The organism is Rubrivivax albus (genome assembly GCF_004016515.1).
Lineage (GTDB): Bacteria > Pseudomonadota > Gammaproteobacteria > Burkholderiales > Burkholderiaceae_C > Rubrivivax > Rubrivivax albus.
Genome location: NZ_SACT01000001.1, coordinates 201,344 through 224,826 on the forward strand (window position 1 = coordinate 201,344; position 23,483 = coordinate 224,826).

At 71.2% G+C, this 23,483-nt stretch carries 21 protein-coding genes; 11 read left to right on the forward strand and 10 right to left on the reverse strand.

Translation table 11 applies throughout. From position 1 onward, the window contains the following. Position 1: 1 nt before the first annotated feature. Positions 2–292 carry an STAS domain-containing protein gene (locus ENE75_RS00865; protein ID WP_128194680.1) on the forward strand — a complete coding sequence of 97 codons (291 nt, stop codon included), beginning with the start codon at positions 2–4 and terminating at the stop codon, positions 290–292. On the opposite strand, the gene ENE75_RS00870 is transcribed toward ENE75_RS00865, so the two are convergent. The 3 genes from ENE75_RS00870 to ENE75_RS00880 all read right to left on the reverse strand — a co-directional run bounded on the left by ENE75_RS00870 (position 238) and on the right by ENE75_RS00880 (position 3,836). Further along, positions 238–1,143 (reverse strand): MurR/RpiR family transcriptional regulator, encoded by a 906-nt coding sequence (locus tag ENE75_RS00870; RefSeq protein ID WP_128194682.1) that lies wholly within the window; start codon positions 1,141–1,143, stop codon positions 238–240. The genes ENE75_RS00865 and ENE75_RS00870 overlap by 55 nt on opposite strands. Before the next feature lie 32 nt (positions 1,144–1,175). After that, complete coding sequence (zwf, locus tag ENE75_RS00875; RefSeq protein WP_128194684.1) at positions 1,176–2,621, reverse strand: glucose-6-phosphate dehydrogenase; 1,446 nt, start codon at positions 2,619–2,621, stop codon at positions 1,176–1,178. A gap of 63 nt (positions 2,622–2,684) precedes the next feature. After that, positions 2,685–3,836: a right-handed parallel beta-helix repeat-containing protein gene (locus ENE75_RS00880; protein WP_128194686.1), complete on the reverse strand. Its 1,152-nt coding sequence runs from the start codon at positions 3,834–3,836 to the stop codon at positions 2,685–2,687. Positions 3,837–3,943: 107 nt separating this feature from the next. Here ENE75_RS00880 and tal point away from each other — a divergent pair, with 107 nt between their 5' ends. Further along, the gene (gene tal, locus ENE75_RS00885) at positions 3,944–4,897 is read left to right on the forward strand and encodes a transaldolase (protein WP_128196670.1); all 954 of its coding nucleotides are present in this window, start codon (positions 3,944–3,946) and stop codon (positions 4,895–4,897) included. Then, entirely contained in the window at positions 4,894–6,540 is a 1,647-nt protein-coding gene (gene pgi / locus ENE75_RS00890) for a glucose-6-phosphate isomerase (RefSeq protein ID WP_375138458.1), read from the forward strand. Before tal ends, pgi begins: the two co-directional genes overlap by 4 nt. A gap of 13 nt (positions 6,541–6,553) precedes the next feature. Here pgi and ENE75_RS00895 read toward each other — a convergent pair whose 3' ends face one another. From ENE75_RS00895 to ENE75_RS00910, 4 genes are all read right to left on the reverse strand, one after another. Continuing rightward, a complete protein-coding gene (locus ENE75_RS00895) occupies positions 6,554–7,342 on the reverse strand; it encodes an N-acyl amino acid synthase FeeM domain-containing protein (protein ID WP_128194688.1) in 789 nt (262 codons plus the stop codon). 69 nt (positions 7,343–7,411) lie between these two features. After that, positions 7,412–8,518: a M14 family metallopeptidase gene (locus ENE75_RS00900; protein WP_128194690.1), complete on the reverse strand. Its 1,107-nt coding sequence runs from the start codon at positions 8,516–8,518 to the stop codon at positions 7,412–7,414. A 4-nt stretch (positions 8,519–8,522) separates the two neighbouring features. Next, entirely contained in the window at positions 8,523–9,719 is a 1,197-nt protein-coding gene (locus ENE75_RS00905; RefSeq protein WP_128194692.1) for a M20 aminoacylase family protein, read from the reverse strand. A gap of 37 nt (positions 9,720–9,756) precedes the next feature. Beyond that, positions 9,757–10,887 (reverse strand): ABC transporter substrate-binding protein, encoded by a 1,131-nt coding sequence (locus ENE75_RS00910; protein WP_128194694.1) that lies wholly within the window; start codon positions 10,885–10,887, stop codon positions 9,757–9,759. A 77-nt stretch (positions 10,888–10,964) separates the two neighbouring features. On the opposite strand from ENE75_RS00910, the gene ENE75_RS00915 reads away from it, so the two are divergent. From ENE75_RS00915 to ENE75_RS00930, 4 genes are read left to right on the forward strand one after another with little or no spacing between them, the layout of a single operon-like run. Next, a complete protein-coding gene (locus ENE75_RS00915; protein ID WP_128194696.1) occupies positions 10,965–13,043 on the forward strand; it encodes a molybdopterin-containing oxidoreductase family protein in 2,079 nt (692 codons plus the stop codon). After that, entirely contained in the window at positions 13,040–14,146 is a 1,107-nt protein-coding gene (locus tag ENE75_RS00920; protein ID WP_128194698.1) for an aminopeptidase, read from the forward strand. The genes ENE75_RS00915 and ENE75_RS00920 overlap by 4 nt, the downstream gene beginning before the upstream one ends. After that, the gene (locus tag ENE75_RS00925) at positions 14,121–14,483 is read left to right on the forward strand and encodes a polyhydroxyalkanoic acid system family protein (protein WP_128194700.1); all 363 of its coding nucleotides are present in this window, start codon (positions 14,121–14,123) and stop codon (positions 14,481–14,483) included. Before ENE75_RS00920 ends, ENE75_RS00925 begins: the two co-directional genes overlap by 26 nt. A 57-nt stretch (positions 14,484–14,540) precedes the next feature. After that, positions 14,541–15,107, forward strand: a complete 567-nt coding sequence (locus ENE75_RS00930; protein ID WP_128194702.1) for a glutathione peroxidase — start codon at positions 14,541–14,543, stop codon at positions 15,105–15,107. A 25-nt stretch (positions 15,108–15,132) separates the two neighbouring features. On the opposite strand, the gene ENE75_RS00935 is transcribed toward ENE75_RS00930, so the two are convergent. Beyond that, the gene (locus ENE75_RS00935) at positions 15,133–15,387 is read right to left on the reverse strand and encodes an acyl-CoA-binding protein (RefSeq protein WP_128194705.1); all 255 of its coding nucleotides are present in this window, start codon (positions 15,385–15,387) and stop codon (positions 15,133–15,135) included. Between the two features lie 262 nt (positions 15,388–15,649). Between ENE75_RS00935 and ENE75_RS00940 the strand changes: the two genes are divergently transcribed. Both ENE75_RS00940 and ENE75_RS00945 read left to right on the forward strand, forming a co-directional pair. Beyond that, positions 15,650–17,116: a wax ester/triacylglycerol synthase family O-acyltransferase gene (locus ENE75_RS00940; protein WP_128194707.1), complete on the forward strand. Its 1,467-nt coding sequence runs from the start codon at positions 15,650–15,652 to the stop codon at positions 17,114–17,116. A 97-nt stretch (positions 17,117–17,213) separates the two neighbouring features. After that, positions 17,214–17,729 (forward strand): hypothetical protein, encoded by a 516-nt coding sequence (locus ENE75_RS00945; protein WP_128194709.1) that lies wholly within the window; start codon positions 17,214–17,216, stop codon positions 17,727–17,729. On the opposite strand, the gene ENE75_RS00950 is transcribed toward ENE75_RS00945, so the two are convergent. After that, complete coding sequence (locus tag ENE75_RS00950; RefSeq protein ID WP_199232184.1) at positions 17,684–18,628, reverse strand: LysR family transcriptional regulator; 945 nt, start codon at positions 18,626–18,628, stop codon at positions 17,684–17,686. The genes ENE75_RS00945 and ENE75_RS00950 overlap by 46 nt on opposite strands. 88 nt (positions 18,629–18,716) lie before the next feature. Here ENE75_RS00950 and ENE75_RS00955 point away from each other — a divergent pair, with 88 nt between their 5' ends. Next, the gene (locus ENE75_RS00955; protein ID WP_128194714.1) at positions 18,717–20,879 is read left to right on the forward strand and encodes a thiamine pyrophosphate-dependent enzyme; all 2,163 of its coding nucleotides are present in this window, start codon (positions 18,717–18,719) and stop codon (positions 20,877–20,879) included. Then, positions 20,876–22,366, forward strand: coding sequence for an indolepyruvate oxidoreductase subunit beta family protein (locus ENE75_RS00960; RefSeq protein WP_128194716.1), 1,491 nt, complete (start codon positions 20,876–20,878; stop codon positions 22,364–22,366). Before ENE75_RS00955 ends, ENE75_RS00960 begins: the two co-directional genes overlap by 4 nt. Here the strand turns inward: ENE75_RS00960 and ENE75_RS00965 are convergent, their stop codons facing one another. Continuing rightward, positions 22,367–23,479 (reverse strand): flavin-containing monooxygenase, encoded by a 1,113-nt coding sequence (locus ENE75_RS00965; protein ID WP_158288823.1) that lies wholly within the window; start codon positions 23,477–23,479, stop codon positions 22,367–22,369. It abuts the gene before it with no gap. Positions 23,480–23,483 lie beyond the last annotated feature (4 nt).

Genomic DNA, 23,483 nt, shown 5'->3' on the forward strand with positions numbered 1-23,483 from the left:
CATGGCGTCCGTCACCCTGCCGGCGTCGGTGACGATGGACGACGCGTCGGTGGCCTTGCGGGCCATCGAGGCGTCGCTGGCCGCGGGTGGCGACCTGGCGGTCGATGCGTCGGCGCTGCAGGAGGTGGACACCGCGGCCGTGGCCCTGCTGCTGCAGGCGCGCCGGCTGGCGCAGGCGCGTGGCGTGGGCTTCACGCTCGCCGGCGCGCCACCCAAGCTGATGGCGCTGGCGAAGCTCTACGGCGTCGGGTCGCTGCTCGACGGCAACGGTGGTGGCGCCGGCTCGGCATAGCGCCGGGCACGCAGGTTCTTCTTGATCTCCTGCAGCGTCGGCCGCAGCTTCTCGCTGCCCAGGCGCAGCGCCACCCCGGTGGTCAGGATGTCCACGATCATCAGGTGCAGCAGCCGCGAGACCATCGGGCTGTAGCGGTCGAAGTCTTCCGGGTGGTCGGCCGCCAGCAGCACGTGACCCGGCTGCAGCGCCAGGTGGGCCAGCGGGCTGCCGCTGGCGGTGATGACGATCACCGCCGCGCCCTTGCGGTGCGCGATCTGCGCCACGTCCACCAGGTCGCGGCTGCGGCCGGAGTTGCTGATGATCACGGCGCAGTCGCCCGGCCCCAGCATGGTGGCGCTCATCACCTGCACGTGGCCGTCGCTGACGGCGGCCGCGTGCACGCCCAGGCGGAAGAACTTGTGCTGCGCGTCCTGCGCCACGATGCCGGAGTTGCCGACGCCGTAGAACTCGATGCGCCGGCCCTGGCGCCCGGCCTCGGTGAGCAGCGCGATGGCCTGTTCCACGGCGCCGCCGGCGGCGCTGTTGCGGTACTTCAGCAGCGCACTGACCGCGTTGTCGACCACCTTGACGATGATGTCGCCGGCCTTGTCGTCGTCGTCCACCGCGCGGTGCACGAAGGGCACGCCCTCGTTGACGGTGCCGGCGAGCTTGAGCTTGAAGTCGGCCAGGCCGTCGTAGCCCACGCTGCGGCAGAAGCGCACCACGGTGGGCTTGCTGACGTGGGCACGCTCGGCCAGTTCGCCCACCGGCAGCGACGCGAAGCTGCGCGGGTCGCTGAGCACCAGCCGCGCCACGCGCTGCTCGGCCGGGGGCAGGGCGGGGATGGAGGCGCGGATGCGGTCGAGCATGGCCGCGATTGTGGGCGCAGCCGCGTGGGCGGCTACTGCTCCTCGGCCCAGGTGCAGCCGTCGCGCGCCACCAGCGCACTGGCCGCGGCCGGGCCCCAGCCGCCGGCGGCATAGGGCCGCGGTGGCGTGGGGTCGGCGGCCCAGGCCTCGAGCACGGGCATCACCCAGCGCCAGGCCTGTTCCTGCTCGTCGCTGCGCACGAACAGGTTCAGCCGGCCGGCGATGGCGTCGAGCAGCAGCTTCTCGTAGGCGCCGACGCGCTCGCTGGGGAAGGCCTTGTCGAAGTCCAGGTCCAGCGACACTGGCGAGAGCAGGTCGTTGTTGCCGCTGCCCTTGGCGGCCAGCAGGTGCAGCTCCAGCCCGTCTTCGGGCTGCAGGTTGATCACCAGCTTGTTGGCGCAGCGCGTGCCCGGGAAGATGGGGTGCGGCACCTCGCGGAAGGTGACGACGATCTGTGCGTTGCGCGCGCCCAGGCGCTTGCCGGTGCGCAGGTAGAAAGGCACGCCGGCCCAGCGCCAGTTCTGCACCTCGGTGCGCAGCGCCACGAAGGTCTCGCAGCGGCTGTCGGGTGGCACCTTCACCTCTTCGAGGTAGCCCGGCACGGCCTTGCCGTCCACCGCGCCGGCGCGGTACTGGCCGCGCACCACGTCGCGCGCCACCGTCTCCGGCGTGAAGGGCCTAAGCGACTTCAGCACCTTGAGCTTCTCGTCGCGGATGGCGTCGGCGTCGCTGGTGCTCGGCGGCTCCATCGCGATCATCGTCAGCAGCTGCAGCGCGTGGTTCTGCACCATGTCGCGCAGCGCGCCGGTCTTGTCGTAGTAATCGCCGCGCGTGCCCACGCCCAGGCTCTCGGCGATGGTGATCTGAATGTTGGCGATGCTCTCGCGCCGCCACAACGGCTCGAACAGCGCATTGCCGAAGCGCAGCGCCATCAGGTTCTGCACCGCCGGCTTGCCCAGGTAGTGGTCGATGCGCAGCGCCTGCGACTCGGCGAACACCGAGCGCACCACGCGGTTGATCTCCAGCGCGCTGGCCAGGTCGTGGCCCAGCGGCTTCTCCAGCACCACGCGCACGTTCGGGCCGTTGAGGCCGGCGGCGCCGAGCTGCTCGCAGATCACCGGGAACAGGTAGGGGCTGGTGGCCAGGTACAGCACCACGGTGTCCGCACCGCGGGCGTCGACCCACTGCTTCAGCCCGGCGTAGTGCTCGGGCTGGCTCAGGTCCATGCGGCGGTAGTGCAGCAGCTGCGCGAACTCGGCGAACTCCGCGTCGCTGGGGCGCTTGGCGCTGTCCACCTCGGCGAAGCGCTCGCGGATGAAATCGCGGTACGCGTCGTCGCTGCGCTCGTCGCGCGCCACGGCCAGGATGCGACCGCCCGCCGGCAGCTTGCCGTGGCGGAACGCCTGGAACAGCGCAGGCATCAGCTTGCGCCAGGTGAGGTCCCCGGTGCCGCCGAAGAAGACGAGGTCGAAGGACATGGCGTGCTCGCGATGTAACTAAATTACGTTCGCGATGATGCCCGAGTTGCCCGGGCGGGTCAATCAGCGCTGCAGCGCGCCGGGCGACCAGGCCGCCGGCGGCGCCAGCGGCCGTGTGCCCACGGGCAGCGTGAACTCGGCCGTGGGCACGGCCTCGTCGCCGGCCAGGCCGCGCGGGTCGTCGGTGCGGCCGCGCAGCCAGCTGTCGCGCTTGAGCGCGAAGTCCAGCAGCATCGGTTCCACCAGCGACGAGGCCACGGTGGGCCAGTTGCCGTCGAAGCGGCCGGCGGACCCGAACGAGAACACGCCCGGCCCCACGGTGAGGTTGTTGACGGCGCGGATGCTGGTGCCTTCGCCCAGCTTCTCGGGCCAGCTGCGCAGGAACCAGGCCAGCGGGTAGTCGCTGACCAGCGTGTTGTGCGACAGCAGCAACCGATTGGTGTCCCAGGCCTTGCCTTCGGCGCCGTAGGACACGATCACCGGGTTCTGCGTCTGGGCACTCTGCGCCAGGATGTTGCCGACCACCACGGCATCGCCGCCGTTGGGCAGGTCGATCTCGTAGGACGCGCTGCCGTCCGGCCCATCGACGATCAGGTTGTAGGCGATGCGGTTGACCTTGGCACGCGACTTGATCAGGTGGCCTTCGAAGCCCTGGTGGAAGCGGCTGCCGGTGATCTCGAAGCGGCCGATGCGGCCCACGTACAGCAGGTGGGGCAGGCTGCCTTCCTGGCGCACGGCCTGCACGAACTCGCTGTCTTCGATGCGCAGTTCGGCGTCGAGGAAGTTGGCCGTCAGCAGGCCGGTCTGGTTGTCGACGAAGCGGCAGCGCATCACCGTCAGCCGCCCCTTCTCGAAGCGGATGCCGGCGCCGTTGGCGTCGGGCACGCGGGTGCCGCGGAACTCGATGTTCTCGATCGTGACGTCGCCGTTGCGGACGACCCAGATCGCCTTGCCCTCGGCGTGGCGGCCATCGGCCTCGACCACCGGCCTATCACCGACACCGCGGATCGTCAGCCGCTTCTGCTCGATGACCCCCACGGTGCCCTTGTAGAGGCCGGGCAGCAGGTCGATGACGTCGCCGTCCCGCGCCTGTTTCAGGGCTTCCCCAAGGGCCATCGGCACGCCCTCGGGTCCGACGATGAGGGTCTCCGCCCAGGCGGACGACGGTATCAGGAGGCCGAGCCCCAGGGCCGCGGAGAGAACGAGGTGGCGCATCACGGCGCGCAGTATGCCGGCGCGCTGACCAGATGTAACCGCGTTGTCGCCGCCAGGCCCGGGGGATGCGGTCTAATTTGCACATGAGTGCCACCGCCACACCGCCCGTGAACCAGCTCGACGCCCTGAAGGCCCTGACCACCGTCGTGGCCGACACCGGCAATTTCCGCCAGCTGGCCCAGTACGCGCCGCGCGACGCCACCACCAACCCGACGCTGATCCTGAAGGCCGTGCAGCAGCCCGACTACCGGCCGCTGCTGGACGAGACCGTGGCCGCGCACCGCGGCGCGCCGCTGGCGGGCATCGTCGACGAGGTGCTGGTGCGCTTCGGGCTGGAGATCCTGAAGGTGGTGCCGGGGCGCGTGAGCACCGAGGTCGATGCCCGCCTGTCCTTCGACACCGCCGCCACGGTGGCCCGTGCGCGGCACCTGATCGGGCTGTACGAGAAGGCCGGCATCGGCCGCGAGCGGGTGCTGATCAAGATCGCCTCGACGTGGGAAGGCATCCAGGCCGCCCGCGCGCTGGAGCGCGAGGGCATCCACTGCAACCTGACGCTGCTGTTCGCCTTCTGCCAGGCCGTGGCCTGCGGCGAGGCGGGCGTGACGCTGATCTCGCCCTTCGTCGGTCGCATCTACGACTGGCACAAGAAGGCCGCCGGTGCGGCCTGGGACGACGCGGCGATGGCCGGCGTCAACGACCCCGGCGTGCAGTCGGTGGCGCGCATCTGGCGCTACTTCAAGCACTACGACATCGCCACCGAGGTCATGGGTGCGAGCTTCCGCAACGTGGGCCAGATCCTGGCGCTGGCCGGCTGCGACCTGCTGACCATCAGCCCGGAGCTGCTGGCGGCGCTGCAGGCGTCCGATGCGCCGGTGCCGCGCCAGCTGGACGCCGCCGAGGCCAAGGCGGCGACGATCCACGCCGTCAGCCATGCCGAGCCGGCCTTCCGCTGGTCGCTCAACGAGGACGCCATGGCCACCGAGAAGCTGGCCGAGGGAATCCGCGCCTTTGCCGCCGACGCCATCAAGCTCGACCGGCTGATCGAGGAGGCCAAGGCGTGACGGTGGTGCGGCCCGAGACCACGCGCGCCTGGACCGCGCTGCGCGGCCACTTCGAGGCCCACGGCCGGGGCCTGGACCTGCGCGAGGCCTTCGCCCGCGACCCGGGCCGCTTCGCTGCCTTCAGCCTGCAGGCGCCGGAGGTCTTCGCTGACTTGTCGAAGAACCTGATCGACGTGGCCACGCGGCGTTTCCTGCTGGACCTGGCGGCGGAGTGCGGGCTGGAGGCCCGGCGGGATGCCATGTTCGCCGGCCAGCCCATCAACACCACCGAAGGCCGCGCCGTGCTTCACACCGCGCTGCGCGCGCCGCGCGGCCAGGGGCCGTTCAGCGACGACGTGCACGGCGTGCTGGACCGCATGCTGGCGCTGGCCGAGCGCGTGCGCGACACCGCTACCAGCGGCATCACCGACGTGGTCAACATCGGCATCGGCGGCAGCGACCTCGGCCCGGCGATGGTGGTGCCGGCGCTGGACGCCTACGCGCACCGCGGCCTGCGGCTGCACTTCGTCAGCAACGTCGACGGCCACGACATCGTGCCGGTGCTGCGTGGCCTGGACCCGGCGCGCACGCTGTTCATCGTCGCCAGCAAGACCTTCACCACGCAGGAGACCCTGGCCAACGCGCAGACGGCGCGGGCCTGGTTCCTGGACGCCGGCCCGGCCAGCGGGCTGGGCGTCGCCGACATCGCGCGCCACTTCGTGGCCGCCACCACCAACGTCAAGGCCGCGGCCGACTTCGGCATCACCGAGACCTTCGGCTTCTGGGACTGGGTGGGCGGCCGCTACTCGCTGTGGAGCGCCATCGGCCTGCCGATCGCCATCGCCATCGGCGCCGAGCACTTCCGCGCGCTGCTGGCCGGCGCGCACGCGATGGACCGGCACTTCGCCACCGCACCGCTGACGCAAAACCTTCCGGTGCAACTTGGCCTGCTGGACGTCTGGTACCGCAACTTCCATGGTTTCACCAGCCGCTCGTTGGCGCCGTACCACCAGGGCCTGAAGCGCCTGCCGGCCTACCTGCAGCAGCTGGAGATGGAGTCCAACGGCAAGGGTGTGGACCTGGCCGGCCAGCCGCTGGCGGCGGGCAGCAGTCCGGTGGTCTGGGGTGAGCCGGGCACCAATGGCCAGCACGCCTACTTCCAGATGCTGCACCAGGGCACGGACGTGATCCCGGTGGAGTTCATCCTCGTGAAGATGCCGGCCCACGACCGTGCCGACCTGCCGGCCGCCGTGCGCGACAGCCTGACCGGCCAGCATGCCAAGCTGCTGGCCAACGGCCTGGCGCAGAGCCAGGCACTGATGCTAGGCAAGACCGCCGCCGACGCGGCACGCGAACGCCCGCCCACCGCCGCGCCGGGCGCCGATCCGGCCATGATCGCGCGCCACCGCAGCTTCCCGGGCAACCGACCGAGCACGACCTTCGTGCTGGACGCGTTGACGCCGCCGTCGTTGGGCGCACTGATCGCCATGTTCGAGCACCGCGTCTTCACCAGCGCGGCGGTCTGGGGCCTCAACGCCTTCGACCAGTGGGGGGTGGAACTGGGCAAGGCGCTGGCGGGGGAACTTCTGCCGCGTCTGGACAGTGGCGACGCCACCGGCCTCGACGCATCGACCGCCGGCCTGCTGGCCCGGGTGCGGGCCTGACGGCCGGAGCCGCTCAGATCGTCGTGTCGCCGACGAAGGTCTGCCGGTCGGACATGTTCTCCAGGCGCCGCACCACGTCGGCCTCCTGGTCGGCCGAGAACGCGAACGGGTAGAGCGTACGCACCTCCGACGTGCGTTCCGGCTGGCCACCGTAGATCGCGATCTGCTCGCGGATGTGGGCGAACGGCGTGGTCAGCAGGATCGCCGGTGCATTGACGCCGCGGTTGATGCGCTCCGGCCCCAGCTGCGTCATGCCCAGCATGCGCTCGTAGTAGCGCTGGTGGCGCGGGTTGACCTCGATCACCAGGTGGTCGAAGCCGCGCACGCGGTGGGCCACGATGTAGGCCACGTGGAAGAGTGCAGCCAGCACCCGCTTGGTGGCCGTGGTGGGGTCCACGGCCAGCTTGGTGAACTCGCACAGCCGCTTGCCCTCGGCCCGCAGCTGGTTCAGTTCGGGCCGGAAGGCGTCGTCGGCGCTCAGCGCCTTGCCCATGTCGAAACCCACGGTGATGGTGCCCAGCGGCTGCTCGTCGTCCAGCGCCACCAGGGTGAACCGGTCCAGCGTCTGCGACGCCGCCAGAGACACCGACTGGTAGCCGCGCCAGGCGTAGCGGCTGCGCAGCAGGCCGCCGATCAAACTGCGGCGCGACTCCTGCTCGGCCGCCTTGATCTTGAAGCGCGGCGGGCCGTCTGCGCCATCGGGCAGCAGGTCCAGCCGCGTGCCTTCGACGAGCATGCCCTTGGCCTTGCGCCGCGTGAGCAGCGAGGCTGCGATCAGCGTGCTGGGATAGTCGTCGGCCATGACAGGTGATGCAGCCGGAGGGCAGTGAGCCGTCGAGTGTACGCCCCGGCCCCGGCAGCACACCCCCGATCAGGGGGGCGGTGCCGCCAAGCCTGTCACGCCCTGCCGGGCGGCTTCCAGGCCCTGGGCCACGATCTGTGCCTTCCAGGCGGGCGTGTCGGTGTAGAAGGCGTCGCGCACCTGGCGACGGAGGCGCTGGCGCAGGGCGGGGTCGATTTCCGGATGGTTCTCGGCCCACTGGTCGGCCCGCAGCGCCTGGATCACCGTTGGCATCGGGACTGTGCCGTACTCCAGCGCGATGCCGGTGTACTCGGCCTGGGGGCACTCCTGGTCAGCCGACAGCCACATCAGGCCGCTGAGCAGGGCCGAGGTCGACGAGCCGTCATAGATCGACGTCACGGCTTCCCCCCACCAGGCGCGGGCCCGAGCCAGCACTGCTTCGTCGTTCCCGCCGGCGAAGATGCGCTCTCCATGGCCGTTCGGGCCGAGGCCCGTGTGCAGGTCGATCCAGCCCAGCCGGGCGCAGCGGCGGCCGTGGTCCTGAAGCACATGGCGCAGCGTCTGCTGGCTCCAGGTGGGCGCGCGGCCACCGTAGAACAGGCCCTGCGGATGGTTGTACTGGCCGCCGGTGATGGCCGCCTGCAGCGCGCGGTCGCCATTCGTCGCGGTGTACGTTGCCAGCCGCGCGTCGGCCTCCGGTGCCGGCCACTGCGCGGGCACGATGGCGGTGGCCAGTTCGTCGTAGGCGGCGTTCTCCGGCAGCGGCCCGTGAAAGTCGTGAAAGTTGCGGTTGAGGTCGACGTTCTCGTGCGTCGTGCGCCGCCACCACGCAAAGCCCCAGGGGTTCAGCGCATGGATGTAGAGCACCGCCACGCCGGCGCTGGCCGCCATGGCGCGGAAGCCGGCATCGGCCAGCAACGCACGCTGCACGCCGGAGCCGCAGAAGCCCTCGACGCCGTGGCAGGCGCTGGAGACCAGCAGCACCGCGGCAGCGTCGGCAGGACCATCGCGCACCACGTCCATGGCCAGCACCTCGCCGTCGGGGCCGCGCAGCGGGTGGGTGTGCGACTGCACGTCCAGGCCGCCCGCATCGGCCGCGGCCAGGAAGCCGGCGCGGGCCTCGGCGTAGGTCTGCGCGAAGAAGCGCTCGGCGCTGTCGCTGTCGGCCGCGGCCATGCGCTCAGCCCCGCGGCTGGGCCAGCCAGGCCTCGGCCAGGCGCACCCAGGCGGTGGCGCCCATCGGGATCAGTTCGTCGTTGAAGTCGTAGCTGGGGTTGTGCAGCATGCACGGGCCCATGCCGTGGCCGCCTTCGCGGTGGTTGCCGTCGCCGTTGCCGATCAGGAAGTAGCAGCCGGGCTTGGCCTGCAGGAAGTAGCTGAAGTCCTCCGCACCCATCGTCGGCTCGAACTCCTGCACATTCTGCGGGCCGACCACCTCGCCCAGCACGCGGCGCACGAAGTCCGTCTCGGCCGGGTGGTTCACCGTGGGCGGGTAGTTGCGGTGGAATTCGAAGGCGCACTCGGCATCGAACGCGGCGCAGGTGGCCTCGGCGATGCGCTGCATGCGCTGCTCCACCAGGTCCAGCACCTCGGTGGTGAAGGTGCGCACCGTGCCCTGGATCTCGCAGCTGTCGGGGATGACGTTGGTGGCCTCGCCGGCGTGGATCATCGTCACCGAGATCACCGCGGTGTCGATCGGCCGCTTGTTGCGCGTGACGATGGTCTGGAAGGCCTGCACCATCTGGCAGGCCACCGGGACCGGGTCGATGCCGTTGTGCGGGAGCGCGGCGTGCGCGCCCTTGCCGCGGATCGTGATCCTGAACTCGTTGGAGCTGGCGAACACCGGGCCGGTCTTCACGGCGAACTGCCCGGCGGCCATGCCGGGCCAGTTGTGGGCGCCGAAGATGGCCTCCATCGGGAACTGCTCGAACAGCCCGTCCTTGATCATCTCGCGCGCACCGCCGCCACCTTCCTCGGCCGGCTGGAAGACCAGGTACACCGTGCCGTCGAAGTTGCGGTGTTTCGAGAAATGCTTGGCCGCCGCCAGCAGCATCGCGGTGTGCCCGTCGTGGCCGCAGGCGTGCATCTTGCCCGGGTGCTTGCTGGCATGGGCGAAGCGGTTGTGCTCGGTCATCGGCAGCGCGTCGATGTCGGCACGCAGCCCGACGGCCCGGCTGGAGGTGCCGTTCTTCACGATGCCCACCACGCCGGTGCTGCCCATGCCGCGGTGGATGGGGATGCCCCAGTCCGTGAGTGCCTGGGCGATGACGTCGGCGGTGCGCTGTTCCTGGAAGCAGAGTTCCGGGTGGGCGTGAATGTCGCGCCGGATCTTTGCGATGGCCTGCGCGTCGGCCAGGATGCTGTCGATGAGCTGCATCGGGGCAGTGTACGACCGCCCCGATGCCCCTGCGGGATCAGCGGCGCACGCGCCCGTCCCCGGTCAGCATGGACATCTCCACGAAGTGCGAGCCCGAATGGTCGCGCGGCCCGAATCCGACGTGGAAGCCGCCGAGGTCCAGGCGCTGGATCGACTCGATGGCGCTCACCAGGGCGTCTCGGGTCGGCGCACGGCCGGCCCGCCGCAGGCCTTCGACGAACACCTTGGCCGCCACGTAGCCCTCCATGCTGCCGTAGTCGATCTTGGCGTCGGGCACCTTCTCCACCGCCGCCCGGTACTCCCGCGCGATGGCCGTGGTGGTGTTGAACGGGTAGGGCATGACCTGGCTGACCACCACGCCGGCGCCATCGGGGCCGAGTTCGTCGGCCAGGGCCTGGGTGCCGACGAAGGACACGTTGTAGAAAGTGCCGCCGTAGCCGGCCTTGCGCGCGGCGCGGATGAAGGCGGCACAACTCTTGTACGCGCTGATCTGCACCACCGCCTGCGGCATCTTCGGCACGATGGCCTTCACTGCGTCGGCCACGTTGACGGTGTTGCGGTCGACGCCACCCACGGCCACCGGTTCCAGGTTGCGCGCCTTCAGCGCCCGCACCACGCCGTCCAGGCCGGCCTGGCCGTAGCTGTCGTTCTGGCGGAAGACGGCGATGCGCGTCAGCCCCAGTGACGTGAGCTGGCGAACCAGCAGCTCGGTCTCGTCGAAGTACGAGGCCCGGACGTGGAAGACCCAGCGGCTGAACGGGTCGCGCAGCGCCTCGGCGCCGGTGAAGGGGCCGAAGAACGGGATCCTGGCGTCGTTGACCAGCGGCAGCGCGGCCAGCGAGGTCGGCGTGCCGACGTAGCCGAAGAGCGCGAAGACCTCGTCGCCGATGAACTTCTCGGTGTTGGCCTTGCAGCGGTCGGGCTCGTAGCCGTCGTCGAGCAGGCGCAGGTCGATCGTCTGGCCGTTGACACCACCGGCGGCGTTGACGGCGTCGAACACCAGCCGCGCGCCACGGTTCATCTGCAGGCCCAACTGGGCCGCCGGGCCGGTGGTGGCGCAGGACTGGCCGAGCACGATCCGGGTGCTCTGGGCCAGCGCAGGCAGGCCCAGGGCGGCGGCGGTGGCCCCGGCAGCACGGAGCACCTGGCGACGGTTCAGCGAGGTCATGGCGGTCTGACTCTGGAAAGCGCGCAATGTAAAGGCCACATGGGCCCTGTCATGGGGCGATGTGCAATAGTTCGTCAATGCTGGCCGATAAGTCGAGCGAGTCGAGAACGATTCACGGTGCATGTCCCCACGACTGCCCCGATACCTGCGCCTTGCGGGTGCAGGTGGAGCAGGGCCGCGTGGTGCGGGTGTCGGGCGACCCCGATCATCCGCCCACCCACGGCGCGCTGTGCACCAAGGTTTCCCGCTACCCGGAACGCACCTACCACGCCGAGCGTGTGCTGACGCCGCTGCGGCGCGTCGGCGCCAAGGGCGAGGGCCGCTTCGAGCCCATCGGCTGGGACGAAGCCCTGGACACTGTGGCCGCGCGGCTGAGCGCCATCGCCGCGCGCGACCCGCGCGCCATCCTGCCCTACAGCTACGCCGGCACCATGGGCCTGGTGCAGGGCGAGAGCATGGCGGCGCGCTTCTTCCACCGCCTGGGCGCGTCGCTGCTGGACCGCACCATCTGCGCCAGCGCCGGCGGCGACGCGCTGGCCGCCACCTACGGCGGCAAGCTGGGCATGCACCTGGAACACTTCGCCGAAAGCCGGGTGATCCTGGTCTGGGGCAGCAATTCCATCGCCTCCAACCTGCACTTCTGGACCTTCGCCCAGCAGGCCAAGCGGGCCGGTGCGGTGCTGTGGTGCATCGATCCGCGGCGCACCGAGACGGCCGACAAGTGCCACCACCACCTCGCGCTGCGCCCCGGCACCGACGGCGCGCTGGCGCTCGCCCTGATGCACGAACTGGTCGTCCATGGCTGGGTCGACGAGGACTACGTGGCCCGCCACGTGCAGCAGGGCGAAGGCGGTTGGCCGGCGCTGCGCGAGCGGGCGCTGCAGTGGCCGCCGGAGCGCGCCGCCGCCGTCTGCGGCGTGCCGGCCGAGCAGATCCGCGCGCTGGCGCGGGACTACGGCACGCTCGAGCCCGCGGCCATCCGCCTGAACTACGGCATGCAGCGCGTGCACGGCGGTGGCAATGCGGCCCGGCTGATCGCACTGCTGCCCTGCCTCACCGGCGCCTGGCGCCACCGCGCCGGTGGCCTGCTGCTCAGCAGTTCCGGCTGGTTCAAGGCCGCGCGCGACGATGCCGCGCTGCAGCGGCCGGATCTGCTGGCCACGCACCATGGCCAGCGCTCGTCGCGCACCATCAACATGAGCACCATCGGCGACGACCTGCTGCGCGAGTCGTCGCCTGATTTCGGCCCGAGGATCGAGGCCGTGGTGGTCTACAACAGCAACCCGGTGGCGGTGGCGCCGGAGAGTGCCAAGGTCGTCGCCGGCTTCCGGCGCGACGACCTGTTCACCGTGGTGCTGGAGCACTTCCTCACCGACACCGCCGACCACGCCGACATCGTGCTGCCCGCCACCACGCAGCTGGAGCACCGCGACACCCACGGCGCCTACGGCCACACCTACGTGCTGGACAACCACCCGGCTGTTGCGCCGCTGGGCCAGGCGCGGCCCAACACGGCCATCTTCCGCGCGCTGGCCGAACGCATGGGATTCAACGAACCGTGTTTCGCCGACGACGACGAGACCCTCGCGGCGCAGGCCTGGAAGCCGTCGCACGTCGACCGGGCCGCGTTGCAGGAGCGGGGCTGGGTCAAGCTGAAGCTGCCGGAGGCGCCGTTCGCCGACGGCGCCTTCCCCACCCCCGATGGCCGCGCCTGTGTCACGCCGTCGGGCTGGGACCTGCCCGACCACGTGCCCAACCACGAATGCGCGGAGGTCGCGCCGGACCTGGCTGCGCGCTACCCGCTGGCGATGATCTCGCCGCCGGCACGCCACTTCCTGAACTCCACCTTCGTCAACGTCAAGAGCCTGCGTTCGGTGGAGGGCGAGCCGCTGGTGGAGATCCACCCGCTGGACGCCGAGGCCCGCGGCATCGCCAGCGGCCAGGTCGTGCGCCTGTTCAACGACCGCGGCGAGTACCGCTGCAAGGCCGAGGTGAGCACGCGGGCCCGCCCCGGCGTGGTCAACGGCCTGGGCATCTGGTGGCGCAAGTTCGGGCTGGACGGCACCAACGTCAACCAGCTCACCCACCAGCGGCTCACCGACATCGGCCGCGCCCCGAGCTTCTACGACTGCCTGGTGGAGGTGGCCCCGGCGTGAGGCGCTGGACCGCTGCCGCATTGGCGGTGCTGTCGGCGGTGGGCCTGGCCGGCTGCGACACGCTGGCCGAGGCCGGCTACCTGCGGCAGTCGGTCACCGGCCACCTGGACATCGTCTGGCGTGCGAAGCCGGTGGACGACTGGATCGCCGCCGCAGACACGCCGCCGGCATTGCGCGAGCGGCTGGCGCTGGCGCGCCGCATGCGCGACTTCGCGGTGGCCGAACTGAAGCTGCCCGACGGCGCCAGCTACCGGCGCTACGCCGCGCTGGACCGCCCGGCCGCGGTGTGGAACGTGGTCGCGGCACCGGAGCTGTCGCTGCAACTGAAGACCTGGTGCTTCCCGGTGGTGGGCTGCGTGGGCTACCGGGGCTACTACGACCGCGCCGAAGCCGACGCGCTGGCCGCCACGCTGAAGACCCAGGGCTGGGAGGTCAAGGTCTACGGCGTGCCCGCGTATTCCACGCTGGGCAAGACCGAGTGGCTGGGCGGGGACCCGCTGCTGTCCACCTTCATCCAGTGGCCCGAGGGCGAACTGGCCCGCCTGATCTTCCACGAACTGGCGCACCAGGTGGCCTACGCCGAGGGCGACACCATGTTCAACGAGTCCTTCGCCACCGCGGTGGAACGGCTGGGCGGCCAGCGCTGGCTGGCGCAGTCCACCGACGCGGCACGCGCCGAGTACGCAGCCTTCGACGCCCGCCGGCGCGACTTCCGGGCGCTGACGCTGGCGGTGCGCGACGACCTGGCGGCGATCTACACCGACCCGACCCTGGACGACACGGCCAGGCGCGCCGCCAAGGCCGATCGCCTGGCGCGCCTGCAGGCCGACCACGCCGCGATGAAGACCGAGCGCTGGGGCGGCTTTGCCGGCTACGACCGCTGGTTCGCCGAGGCCAACAACGCCGCCTTCGGCATCCAGGCGGCCTACGATGGCCAGGTCGACGCCTTCCTCCGTCTCTTCGAGCGCGAGGGCGCCGACTTCACCCGCTTCTACGCCGCCGTGCGCCGGCTCGCCGGCTTGCCGAAGGCCGAACGAGCCGCCACACTCGCGGCGCTGTCCGACGAAAGAGTCTCCGATGCCCGACATCCGCATTCACCGTGAACACAGCCTGGGCCTGGCCAAGGCGCGCAAGATCGCCTGGCAATGGGCCGAGGAGGTCGAGCGCAAGTTCGACATGGAATGCTCGGTGATCGAGGGCGAGACCAGCGACACCGTGGAGTTCCGCCGCAGCGGCTGCAACGGCCGGCTGATCGTCGCCGCCGACCACTTCGACCTCGACGCCAAGCTCGGCTTCCTGCTCGGGGCCTTCAGCAAGACCATCGAGGGCGAGATCCAGAAGAACCTGGACAGCCTGCTGGCGGGCGCGGCCAAGTCGGCTGGCAAGGCACCTGCCAAGAAGGCCGCGGCCAAGCCGGCGCGCAAGAAGTCGTCGGACTGAGGCTCGGGTCAAGACCCTGACGCTGCAGCAACGGCGTCGGCGCGGCACGATGCGGGCATGAAGAACCGCCGCCGTTCCATATTGGCCGCCGCCGCCGTCACCGCGCTGTTCGGATCCGGCCTCGCCACGCCGGCCTTCGCCGCCTGCCCGCCGCTGCTGGACCACACCCTGCCCCGGCTGCAGGACGAGCAACCGCAGTCGCTGTGCCAGCAGGCCGGCAAGGTGGTGCTGGTCGTCAACACCGCCAGCTACTGCGGCTACACCGGGCAGTTCAAGGGGCTGGAGGCGCTGCAGAAACGCTACGGCGCCCGCGGCTTCACGGTGCTGGGGTTCCCCAGCAACGACTTCCGCCAGGAGGATGCCGACGCGGCCAAGACGGCCGAGGTCTGCTTCAATCACTACGGCGTGAGTTTCCCGATGTTCGCCACCGGGCCGGTGCGCGGCGCGGCGGCGCAGCCGCTGTTCCGCCAGCTGGCGCAGGCCACCGGCACGGCGCCCCAGTGGAACTTCAACAAGTACCTGGTGGGCCGCGATGGCAAGCCGGTGGCGCACTTCGGCAGCAACGCCGAACCCACCGGGCCGGCGCTGACGGCGGCCATCGAGCAGGCCCTGGCGGCGCGCTGAATCGGCGCCGCCCAGGCGGCCGGGCCTACTTCAGGCCTTCGATGAGGTCGATGTAGTCCTGCATCGCCTCGTCGCCCGACTTGCCCTTCAGTTCGGCCCAGGCGTCGAACTTGGCACGGCCCACCATGTCGGTGAAGCCCGGGCGCTTGCCTTCCACGTCGCCCTGCGTGGCCTGCTTGTAGAGCGCGTAGATCTTCAGCAGCGTCATGTTGTCCGGCTTCTCCGGCAACTGCTTGCTCTCGGCGACGGCTTTCTCGAACGCGGCTTTCAGGTCGGCCATACAGGACTCCGTGTGGTGAGAGGGTGAGAGCCCATCCCGCATGCCCGCTCATCCGACCCAAGCGGTCCGACTCGTCGTTGCAAATGCTCGCCATAGCCCGAGCTATGGCTGCGCTTTGCGCCTAGATTCGGACCGCTTGGATCGTCTGCTCGTGCACGCCGGATGGACGCCCACCCTCTGAGTGAAACTCTCGGGTTGACGCTGACGATGTTACCCAGCATCGTCCCTGCCACTCTAGAGCGCCTACCCCAGGAGACCCCCGATGCCCGCCGCCGCCCCGGAGCGCATGTCGCGCGTGGACACCGCCTGGCTGCGGATGGACAACGACGTCAACCTGATGATGATCGTCGGTGTCTGGCTGCTGCAGCCATCGGTGTCGCTCGAGGCCCTGCGCGAGCGCATGGCCGACAAGCTGCTGAAGTACGACCGCTTCCGCCAGAAGGCGGTGCACGACGCCATGGGCGCGCTGTGGGTCGAGGACGAGGATTTCGACATCACCCGCCACGTGGTGCCCGCGGTGCTGGACCTGCCAGCCGACGGCCACACACCGTTGCAGGCGCAGCATGCCTTGCAGGCCCTGTGCGGCGAGCTGGCGATGACGCCGCTGGACCCTGCGCGCCCGCTGTGGCAGATGCACCTGGTCGAGACCTACGACGGCGGCAGCGCCATGATCGCTCGCGTGCACCACTGCATCGGCGACGGCATCGCGTTGATCTCGGTGATGATGAGCCTCACCGACGGCGGCAGCGACCCACCCACGCGCCGCCGGCGCGAGAAGGCCGCACTGCGCGAGCACGCGTCCGAAGGCGACTGGCTGGCCCGCGCCGTGCTGGAGCCGATGACCGACCTCACCGTCAAGGCCATCGGCATGTACGGCAGCGGCGTGGCCAAGTCGCTGGAATGGCTGTCCAGCCCGCAGGCGCTGGCCGGCGCTGCGGCGCCGATGGACGTGGCGCGCATCGGCATGCAGGCGGTCAACGACGTGGCGGCGCTGGCACTGATGGCCGACGACTCGCCCACCCTGCTCAAGCGCAAGCCCGCGGGCCACAAGGTCGTGGCCTGGAGCGAGCCGCTGCCGCTGGACCAGGTCAAGATCGTCGGCAAGGGCCTGGGCTGCTCGGTCAACGACGTGCTGCTGGCCTGCGCCGCCGGCGCCATCGGCGAGTACCTGGCCGGGCAGGGCGACGACCCGGCCGACAAAGCCATCCGCGCGATGGTGCCCGTGAACCTGCGGCCGCTGGAGCATGCCTGGAAGCTGGGCAACCGCTTCGGCCTGGCGCCGCTGGTGCTGCCCATCGGCATCGAGAACCCGGTCGAGCGCGTGTTCGCCGTGCGCGCCCGCATGAACGAGCTCAAGGGCAGCTACCAGCCGCTGCTGGCCTTTGGGGTGCTGGCGCTGTCGGGCCTGTTCATCAAGCCGATGCAGGACCTGGTGCTGGGCATGTTCGCGAAGAAGGCCACCGCGGTGATGACCAACGTGCCCGGTCCGGCGCAGCCGCTCAAGCTCTGCGGCAGCACGCTCAAGCAGACCATGTTCTGGGTGCCGGCGTCGGGCGACATCGGCGTGGGCGTGTCCATCCTCAGCTACGGCGGCGGCGTGCAGTTCGGTCTCATCACCGACCGTGCGCTGTGCCCCGACCCGCAGGCCATCATCGACCGCTTTGCGCCGGAGTTCGAGAAGCTGACCTGGCTGACGCTGATGCTGCCCTGGTCCGGCGAGGACGTGTAGGCGCGGGTCCGTCGGCCCGCGGTGCGGCCTGTCGCACCCGGCTGGATCGGCGACGGCATCGGGACGATGCTGACGCCATCGATCCCCGGAGGCCGCCATGCCGAACGCCATCTCCCGCCTTCTCGCCCCGTTGCTGGCCAGCCTGGCCGTGTGCGCCTGCGCCGCACCGCCTTCCCCGCCGCCCCCGTATGCCGGGGCCGACTTCAGCGGCAGCGTCGACGCCACCGACATCGGCCTGCCGCTCTACCCCGGCGCGCGCTTGGTGTCGCCGCACGACGGCGGCGACAAGCCGGCGCTGAACGTCAGCATATGGGGGGGCTCGCTGGGCTTCCGGCTGGCGGTGGTGAAGCTGCAGAGCGATGCGCCGATCGCCGAGGTGGCCCGCTTCTACCGCAGCGCCATGGCCCGCCGCGGCCCGTGGCGCGACTGCAGCCAGCCCGCCGCCGGTGATGGCCCGAGCTGCGGAAAGGGCGACCCGCCGGCCGGTGGCTACCTGTTCAAGGCCGGCGTCGACGACGAGGAGATCCGCACCGTGTCGCTGTCGCCGCAGGACGGTGGCGTGCTCATTCAACTCGTGCGCGTGGCCTTCGGTCGTGACGCAGCGCTGCGCTGAACACCAGCGGCCGGACCGAAACGCATCGCCAGCGCGCGCTCGCGCAGCCAGCGGTGGCCAGGGTCGGCCGTGTGCCGCCAGTGCCAGTGCATGGCCACCGGGAAGGGCGGCAGGCCGAGGTCCACCTCCACCACCTGCAGCGCATGGCGGGCGGCAAAGCGAGCGGCCGGGCGATGGGGCAGCACCAGGGCGAGGTCGGTGGCCTCGAGGATGGGCGGCACCACCATGAAGTGCGGCAGCGTCAGGCGGATGCGCGATTCCAGCCCCAGCTGCTGCAGCGCGCGCGCCGGCACCGCATGGCTGTGCACGACCACGAACTCCAGCGTCTGCAGCGCCGCCCGCCCGCGCAGCGCGCGCGACAGCGGGTGGCCGCGGCGCAGCAGCACCACGTAGCGCTCGGTCAGCAGCGTGGCCTGTTCGCTGCCCGCCAGCCCCGGCAGGTAGCCGAAGGCCAGGTCCAGCCGGCCCTGTTCCAGCGCCGGGCCGATCGCGTCCGCCGGCCGCTGCACCACTTCCAGCGTCACGCCTGGCGCGTCCTGCGCCAGGTCGCGCAGCAGCAGCGGCAGGAACTCGTCGGCGCCGATGTCGCTCATGTGCAGCACGAAGCGTCGGCGTGCCTTCGCGGCGTCGAAACGGTCGCTCTCCTGCAGCGCTGCATCCAGCAGCTGCAGCGCGGCCACCACCTGTGGCGCCAGCCGCTCGGCGCGCGGCGTGGGTCGCACGCCGCCGGGCGCGCGCACGAACAGCGGGTCGTGCAGCAGCAGGCGCAGCCGGGTCAGGGCGTGGCTGGCGGCCGGTTGCGACAGGCCCAGCCGTTCGGCGGCGCGGCTGACGCTGCCGGTCTGGTGCACCGCCGCAAACACATGCAGCAAATTCAGGTCGATGTCACCGACATTCATGCTGTGCATGGTAGATGCAAAGGCGGCGGCATGGACGCCGACCCGGGCGCTGCCTAGAGTGCCGCGATCCTTCCGGGAGACGATGGCGATGGAAGTCCAGTTCACCGAACAGATCAAGCAGCTGCAGCTCGGTGCCGGGCAGGCCTTCCATGGCGAAGGCATCCTGGCCATCACCAAGGCGCTGCTGCAGTCGGGCGTGGCCTACATCGGCGGGTACCAGGGGGCGCCGGTGTCGCACCTGCTGGACGTGATGGTGCAGGCCAAGCCCTACGTGGACACGCTGGGCGTGCACGTGGAGGCCTGCTCCAACGAGGCCTCGGCCGCCGCCATGCTGGGGGCCAGCCTGCACTACCCGGTCCGCGGCTGTGTTACGTGGAAGAGCATCGTCGGCACCAACGTGGCGGCCGATGCATTGAGCAACCTGGCGTCGCCGGGCGTCACCGGCGGCACGCTGATCGTGGTGGGCGAGGACACGGGCGAAGGCGCCAGCGTGATCCAGGAGCGCACGCACGCCTTTGCGATGAAGAGCACGATGGCGCTGTTCGACCCGCGGCCCGACCTGCCGACGATGGTGAACTGCGTGCAGCACGCCTTCGCGCTCAGCGAGGCCAGCCACATGCCGGCGATGCTGGGCCTGCGCATCCGCGCCTGCCACGTGCGTGGCAGCTTCGAGGCGCAGGACAACGTGGCGCCCCGGCACGGCACGCATGCGTGGATCGACGAGCCGGCGCCCTTCGACTACGGCAAGCTGGCGCACCCGCCGGTCACCTTCCGCCACGAGAAGCTCAAGGTGGAGCAGCGCATCCCGGCGGCGCAGGCCTACATCGAGCAGCACGGGCTCAACGAGACCTTCGAAGGCGAGTTGGCAGACGTCGGCCTGATCGTGCAGGGCGGCCTCTACAACGCCTTGCAGCGCGCGCTGCAGACGGTGGGCCTGGCCGATGCCTTCGGCGACAGCCGGGTGCCCATCCACGTGCTCAACGTCGTCTACCCGCTGGCACCGAAGTCCATCGGCGCCTTCGCGGCCGGCAAGCGCGCCGTGCTGGTGCTGGAGGAGGGCACGCCGGAGTTCATCGAGAAGGACGTGATCCAGGCCCTGCGGCGGCAGGACCTGAACACTGCGGTGCACGGCAAGGACCTGATGCCGCCGGCCGGCGAATACAACGTCGAGACCTTGGTGCAGGGCCTGATCGCCTTTGGCGAGCGCCACCTGCCGCAGGTGGACCTGGCCGCGGCGAAGGCTTGGCTGGCCGCCAACGCCGAGCGCCGGGCCGACGTGCCGGTGGCGTCGCTGCCGCCGCGCCCGCCGGGCTTCTGCGTCGGCTGCCCGGAACGCCCGGTGTTCAGCGCGCTGAAACTTGCGCAGCAGGAGGTGGGCCGCGTGCACGTGGCGGCCGACATCGGCTGCCACGCGCTGGCCACCTTCGAGCCCTTCCACTCGGGGCACTCGATCCTGGGCTACGGCATGAGCCTGGCCAGCCGCGCCGGCGTGGGCCCGCTGATGGCCCAGCGCACGCTGGCCATCATGGGTGACGGCGGCTTCTGGCACAACGGCCTGCTCACCGGCGTGCAGGCGGCGCTGTTCAACGGCGACGACGCGGTGCTGATGATCATGAAGAACGGCTACACCTCGGCCACCGGCACGCAGGACATCATCAGCACGCCCGACGACGAGGCCAAGGCCGAGGCCGAACGCAACGCCGCCGTGCACCAGAGCCTGGCGCACAAGAACCAGACCATCGAGCAGACGCTCAAGGGCATGGGCGTGCCCTGGCTGCGCACCGTGCACACCTACGAGGTCGATGCGATGCGGCGTACGGTGGAGGAGGCGCTGACCACCGACTTCGCCGGCCTGAAGGTCATCGTCGCCGAGGGCGAGTGCCAGCTGGAGCGCCAGCGGCGGCTCAAGCCCTTCGTGGCGGGGCGCCTCAAGCGCGGCGAGCGCGTGGAGCGCGTGAAGTACGGTGTCGACGAGGACGTCTGCACCGGCGACCACGCCTGCATCCGCCTGTCGGGCTGCCCCACGCTGACGGTCAAGGACAACCCCGATCCGCTGCGGGTGGACCCGGTGGCGACCGTGATCGACGGTTGCGTGGGCTGCGGCCTGTGCGGTGCCAACGCGCATGCGGCCACGCTGTGCCCGAGCTTCTACCGCGCCGAGGTGGTGAAGAACGCCGGCGGCTGGGAGCGTTTCGTCGCCCGATGGCGCGAGACGGTCACCAGTTGGCTGCGCCCGGAGGTGGTGGCATGAGCACCGCACAAGTCACACCCATGCGCCCCACCTGCGTCCTGATCTGCGCCCTCGGCGGCGAAGGAGGCGGCGTGCTCGCCGAGTGGCTGTACGGCGCCGCGGTGCGCGCCGGCCATGCGGCGCAGAGCACCTCGGTGCCCGGCGTGGCGCAGCGCACCGGTGCCACCACGTACTACATCGAGGTCTGGCCGCAGCCGGCGTCCACGCACCCGGGCCGGCGCCCGGTCTTCAGCCTCAACCCGGTGCCCGGGGGCGTGGACCTGCTGGTGTCGTCGGAGCTGCTGGAGACGGCGCGACAGGTCGCGAACGGCATGGTCAGCGCCGACCGCACCGTGGTCATCAGCTCCACCGCGCGCACCCTCACCACCGCCGAGAAGATGCAGCCCACCGACGGCCGGGCCGACACCGGCGCGCTGGTGGCCGCGCTGCAGCGCCACGCGAAGCAGGCGGAACTGCTGGACCTGGCGGCGCTGGCGCAGCAGGCCGGCACCGTGATCAGCGCCGTGATGCTGGGCGCCATCGCCGCCAGCGGCGTGCTGCCCTTCGCCCGCGGCGTCTACGAGGACACCATCCGCGCCGGCGGCAAGGGTGTCGAACCCAGCCTGCGCGGCTTTGCGCTCGCCTTCGACGCGGTGACGCGGCAGCGCGAGCAGCGGACCGCGGTGGAGGCGGCACTGCAGCCCGCACCGGCCCCGGACCTGCGCGCCCTGGGCCGCGCCCGCGTGGCCAGCTACCAGGACGAGGCCTATGCGCGGCTGTACGATGAGCGCCTGGACCGCTTCGCCGCCTGGCCGGCGGTGCAGCAGGAACTGGCGCGCTGGCTGGCGCTGTGGATGGCCTTCGACGACATCGTGCGCGTGGCCGCGCTCAAGCTCGCCGCCAGCCGCCAGGCCCGCGTGCGGCGCGAGGTGAAGGCCGGCGACGACGAGATCGTCAAGCTCTACGACCACTTCAAGCCCGGCGTGCCCGAGTTCGCCGCGCTGCTGCCCGAGCGACTGGCCGCGCGGCTGCAGGCCTGGGACCGCCGGCGCGTGGCCGCCGGCCGCGACCCCTGGGCGCTGCCGCTGAAGGTGGGCACGCACACGCTGCGCGGCGCGCTGGCGCTGCGCTTCGTGGCGGGGCTCAAGGGTTGGCGGCGCCGTGGCCAGCGTTTCGCGCGCGAGCAGGCGCTGATCGAGCGATGGCTGGCGGCCGTGCAGGCCGGTGCGCAGCGCGACCCGGCGCTGGGCCTGGAACTGGCGCTGTGCGGCCGTCTGATCAAGGGCTACGGCAGCACCAACGAACGCGGCCAGGCCAGCCTGCTGCACATCGTGGACGTGCTGGCCACGCGTGACGCGGCCACCGTGCGCGCGGCGCGGGAAGCCGCGCTGGCCGACGACGCCGGCCGTGCGTTGGACGCCACGCTGGCCGCCCATGGCGCACCACCGCGGCCGCCGCGTGAGCAGCCGGTGCGCTTCTACCGACGCAAGCCGGTGCCGGCGCGCTGATCAGGCCAGCGTCCGGGCTACCGTGCGCGCCTGGTCGGCGATGGTGTTGAGCAGGCCGCCCGGACGCGTCAGCTCGAAGCCGACGAAGTACAACCCCGCGGCGTCACCGGTGCCCACGACCTCGCGCGGCAGACCGCGTGCGTCCACTGGCAGGGCCAGGTCCGGGAACAGTGCCTGCACCGCCGGCCGGTAGCCGGTGGCCAGCAGCAGGGCGTCGAAGGCTTCTTCCCGGCCATCGGTGAACTGCACCCCGGTCGGCGTGAGGGTCCGGACGCCCGGCCGCACGGCGATGCGGCCGGCGCGGATCAGGTCCAGCGTGCCCAGGTCGATCACCGGCGTTCGGCCGGTCTCCCGCAGCTGGCGCAGCGGCGAGAGGGCCGGCGTGCGCAGGCCCAGCGGCGTCAGGTCGCCCACGGTCAGGTCGCGCAGCCACACGCCCAGGCGGTCGCCCCAGGCGGGCGGCAGCTTGGCCAGCAGCATGGCGGTGCGCTGCGTCGGCCGGCCGAGCACGTCGCGCCTGACCACGTTGATGGGCGAGCGCACCGAGACCGTGGTGGCCACCCCGGCCTCGGCCAGGTCGAGCGCGATCTCGGCGCCGGTGTTGCCCATGCCCACGACCAGCACGCGCTGGCCGGCGAAGGGTGACGCGTCGCGGTAGGCATGGCTGTGCAGGATGCGACCGCCGAACCCGGTCTCGCCCGGCAGTGCTGGCCGCACCGGTGTCGCGTTGGCACCGGTGGCCAGCACGATGGCGTGGGAGCGATGCGCCGTGCCGTCGACCATGTGCACCTGCCAGCCGGCACCGTCGCGCACGATGCGGGTCACGGCCTGGCCGTAGCGCAGTTCCAGCCGGTAGTGGGCGGCGTAGGCCGCCAGGTAGTCGGCCACGCCCTGGCGCGGCACGTAGCGCGGCGCGTCGGGCGGGAAGGGCAGGCCGGGCAGCGCGGACAGTTCCTTGACCGTGTGCAGGTGCAGCCGCGCGTAGTGGTGGTGCCAGGCGGTGCCGGCCGACGGGCCGCGCTCGAACAGCACCGACGGCTGCCCGGCCATCGCCAGCGCGCCGCCCACGGCCAGACCGGCCGGGCCGGCGCCGACGATCAGGACATCGGACACCAGG

What these genes read in the sequence shown, in the direction of transcription:
- ENE75_RS00865 (WP_128194680.1), top strand. Translation starts at nt 2, where the DNA reads ATGGCGTCCGTCACCCTGCCGGCGTCGGTGACGATGGACGACGCGTCG.
- ENE75_RS00870 (WP_128194682.1), bottom strand. Translation starts at nt 1,143, where the DNA reads ATGCTCGACCGCATCCGCGCCTCCATCCCCGCCCTGCCCCCGGCCGAG.
- zwf (WP_128194684.1), bottom strand. Translation starts at nt 2,621, where the DNA reads ATGTCCTTCGACCTCGTCTTCTTCGGCGGCACCGGGGACCTCACCTGG.
- ENE75_RS00880 (WP_128194686.1), bottom strand. Translation starts at nt 3,836, where the DNA reads ATGCGCCACCTCGTTCTCTCCGCGGCCCTGGGGCTCGGCCTCCTGATA.
- ENE75_RS00895 (WP_128194688.1), bottom strand. Translation starts at nt 7,342, where the DNA reads ATGGCCGACGACTATCCCAGCACGCTGATCGCAGCCTCGCTGCTCACG.
- ENE75_RS00900 (WP_128194690.1), bottom strand. Translation starts at nt 8,518, where the DNA reads ATGGCCGCGGCCGACAGCGACAGCGCCGAGCGCTTCTTCGCGCAGACC.
- ENE75_RS00905 (WP_128194692.1), bottom strand. Translation starts at nt 9,719, where the DNA reads ATGCAGCTCATCGACAGCATCCTGGCCGACGCGCAGGCCATCGCAAAG.
- ENE75_RS00910 (WP_128194694.1), bottom strand. Translation starts at nt 10,887, where the DNA reads ATGACCTCGCTGAACCGTCGCCAGGTGCTCCGTGCTGCCGGGGCCACC.
- ENE75_RS00915 (WP_128194696.1), top strand. Translation starts at nt 10,965, where the DNA reads ATGCTGGCCGATAAGTCGAGCGAGTCGAGAACGATTCACGGTGCATGT.
- ENE75_RS00925 (WP_128194700.1), top strand. Translation starts at nt 14,121, where the DNA reads ATGCCCGACATCCGCATTCACCGTGAACACAGCCTGGGCCTGGCCAAG.
- ENE75_RS00930 (WP_128194702.1), top strand. Translation starts at nt 14,541, where the DNA reads ATGAAGAACCGCCGCCGTTCCATATTGGCCGCCGCCGCCGTCACCGCG.
- ENE75_RS00935 (WP_128194705.1), bottom strand. Translation starts at nt 15,387, where the DNA reads ATGGCCGACCTGAAAGCCGCGTTCGAGAAAGCCGTCGCCGAGAGCAAG.
- ENE75_RS00940 (WP_128194707.1), top strand. Translation starts at nt 15,650, where the DNA reads ATGCCCGCCGCCGCCCCGGAGCGCATGTCGCGCGTGGACACCGCCTGG.
- ENE75_RS00945 (WP_128194709.1), top strand. Translation starts at nt 17,214, where the DNA reads ATGCCGAACGCCATCTCCCGCCTTCTCGCCCCGTTGCTGGCCAGCCTG.
- ENE75_RS00950 (WP_199232184.1), bottom strand. Translation starts at nt 18,628, where the DNA reads ATGAATGTCGGTGACATCGACCTGAATTTGCTGCATGTGTTTGCGGCG.
- ENE75_RS00955 (WP_128194714.1), top strand. Translation starts at nt 18,717, where the DNA reads ATGGAAGTCCAGTTCACCGAACAGATCAAGCAGCTGCAGCTCGGTGCC.
- ENE75_RS00960 (WP_128194716.1), top strand. Translation starts at nt 20,876, where the DNA reads ATGAGCACCGCACAAGTCACACCCATGCGCCCCACCTGCGTCCTGATC.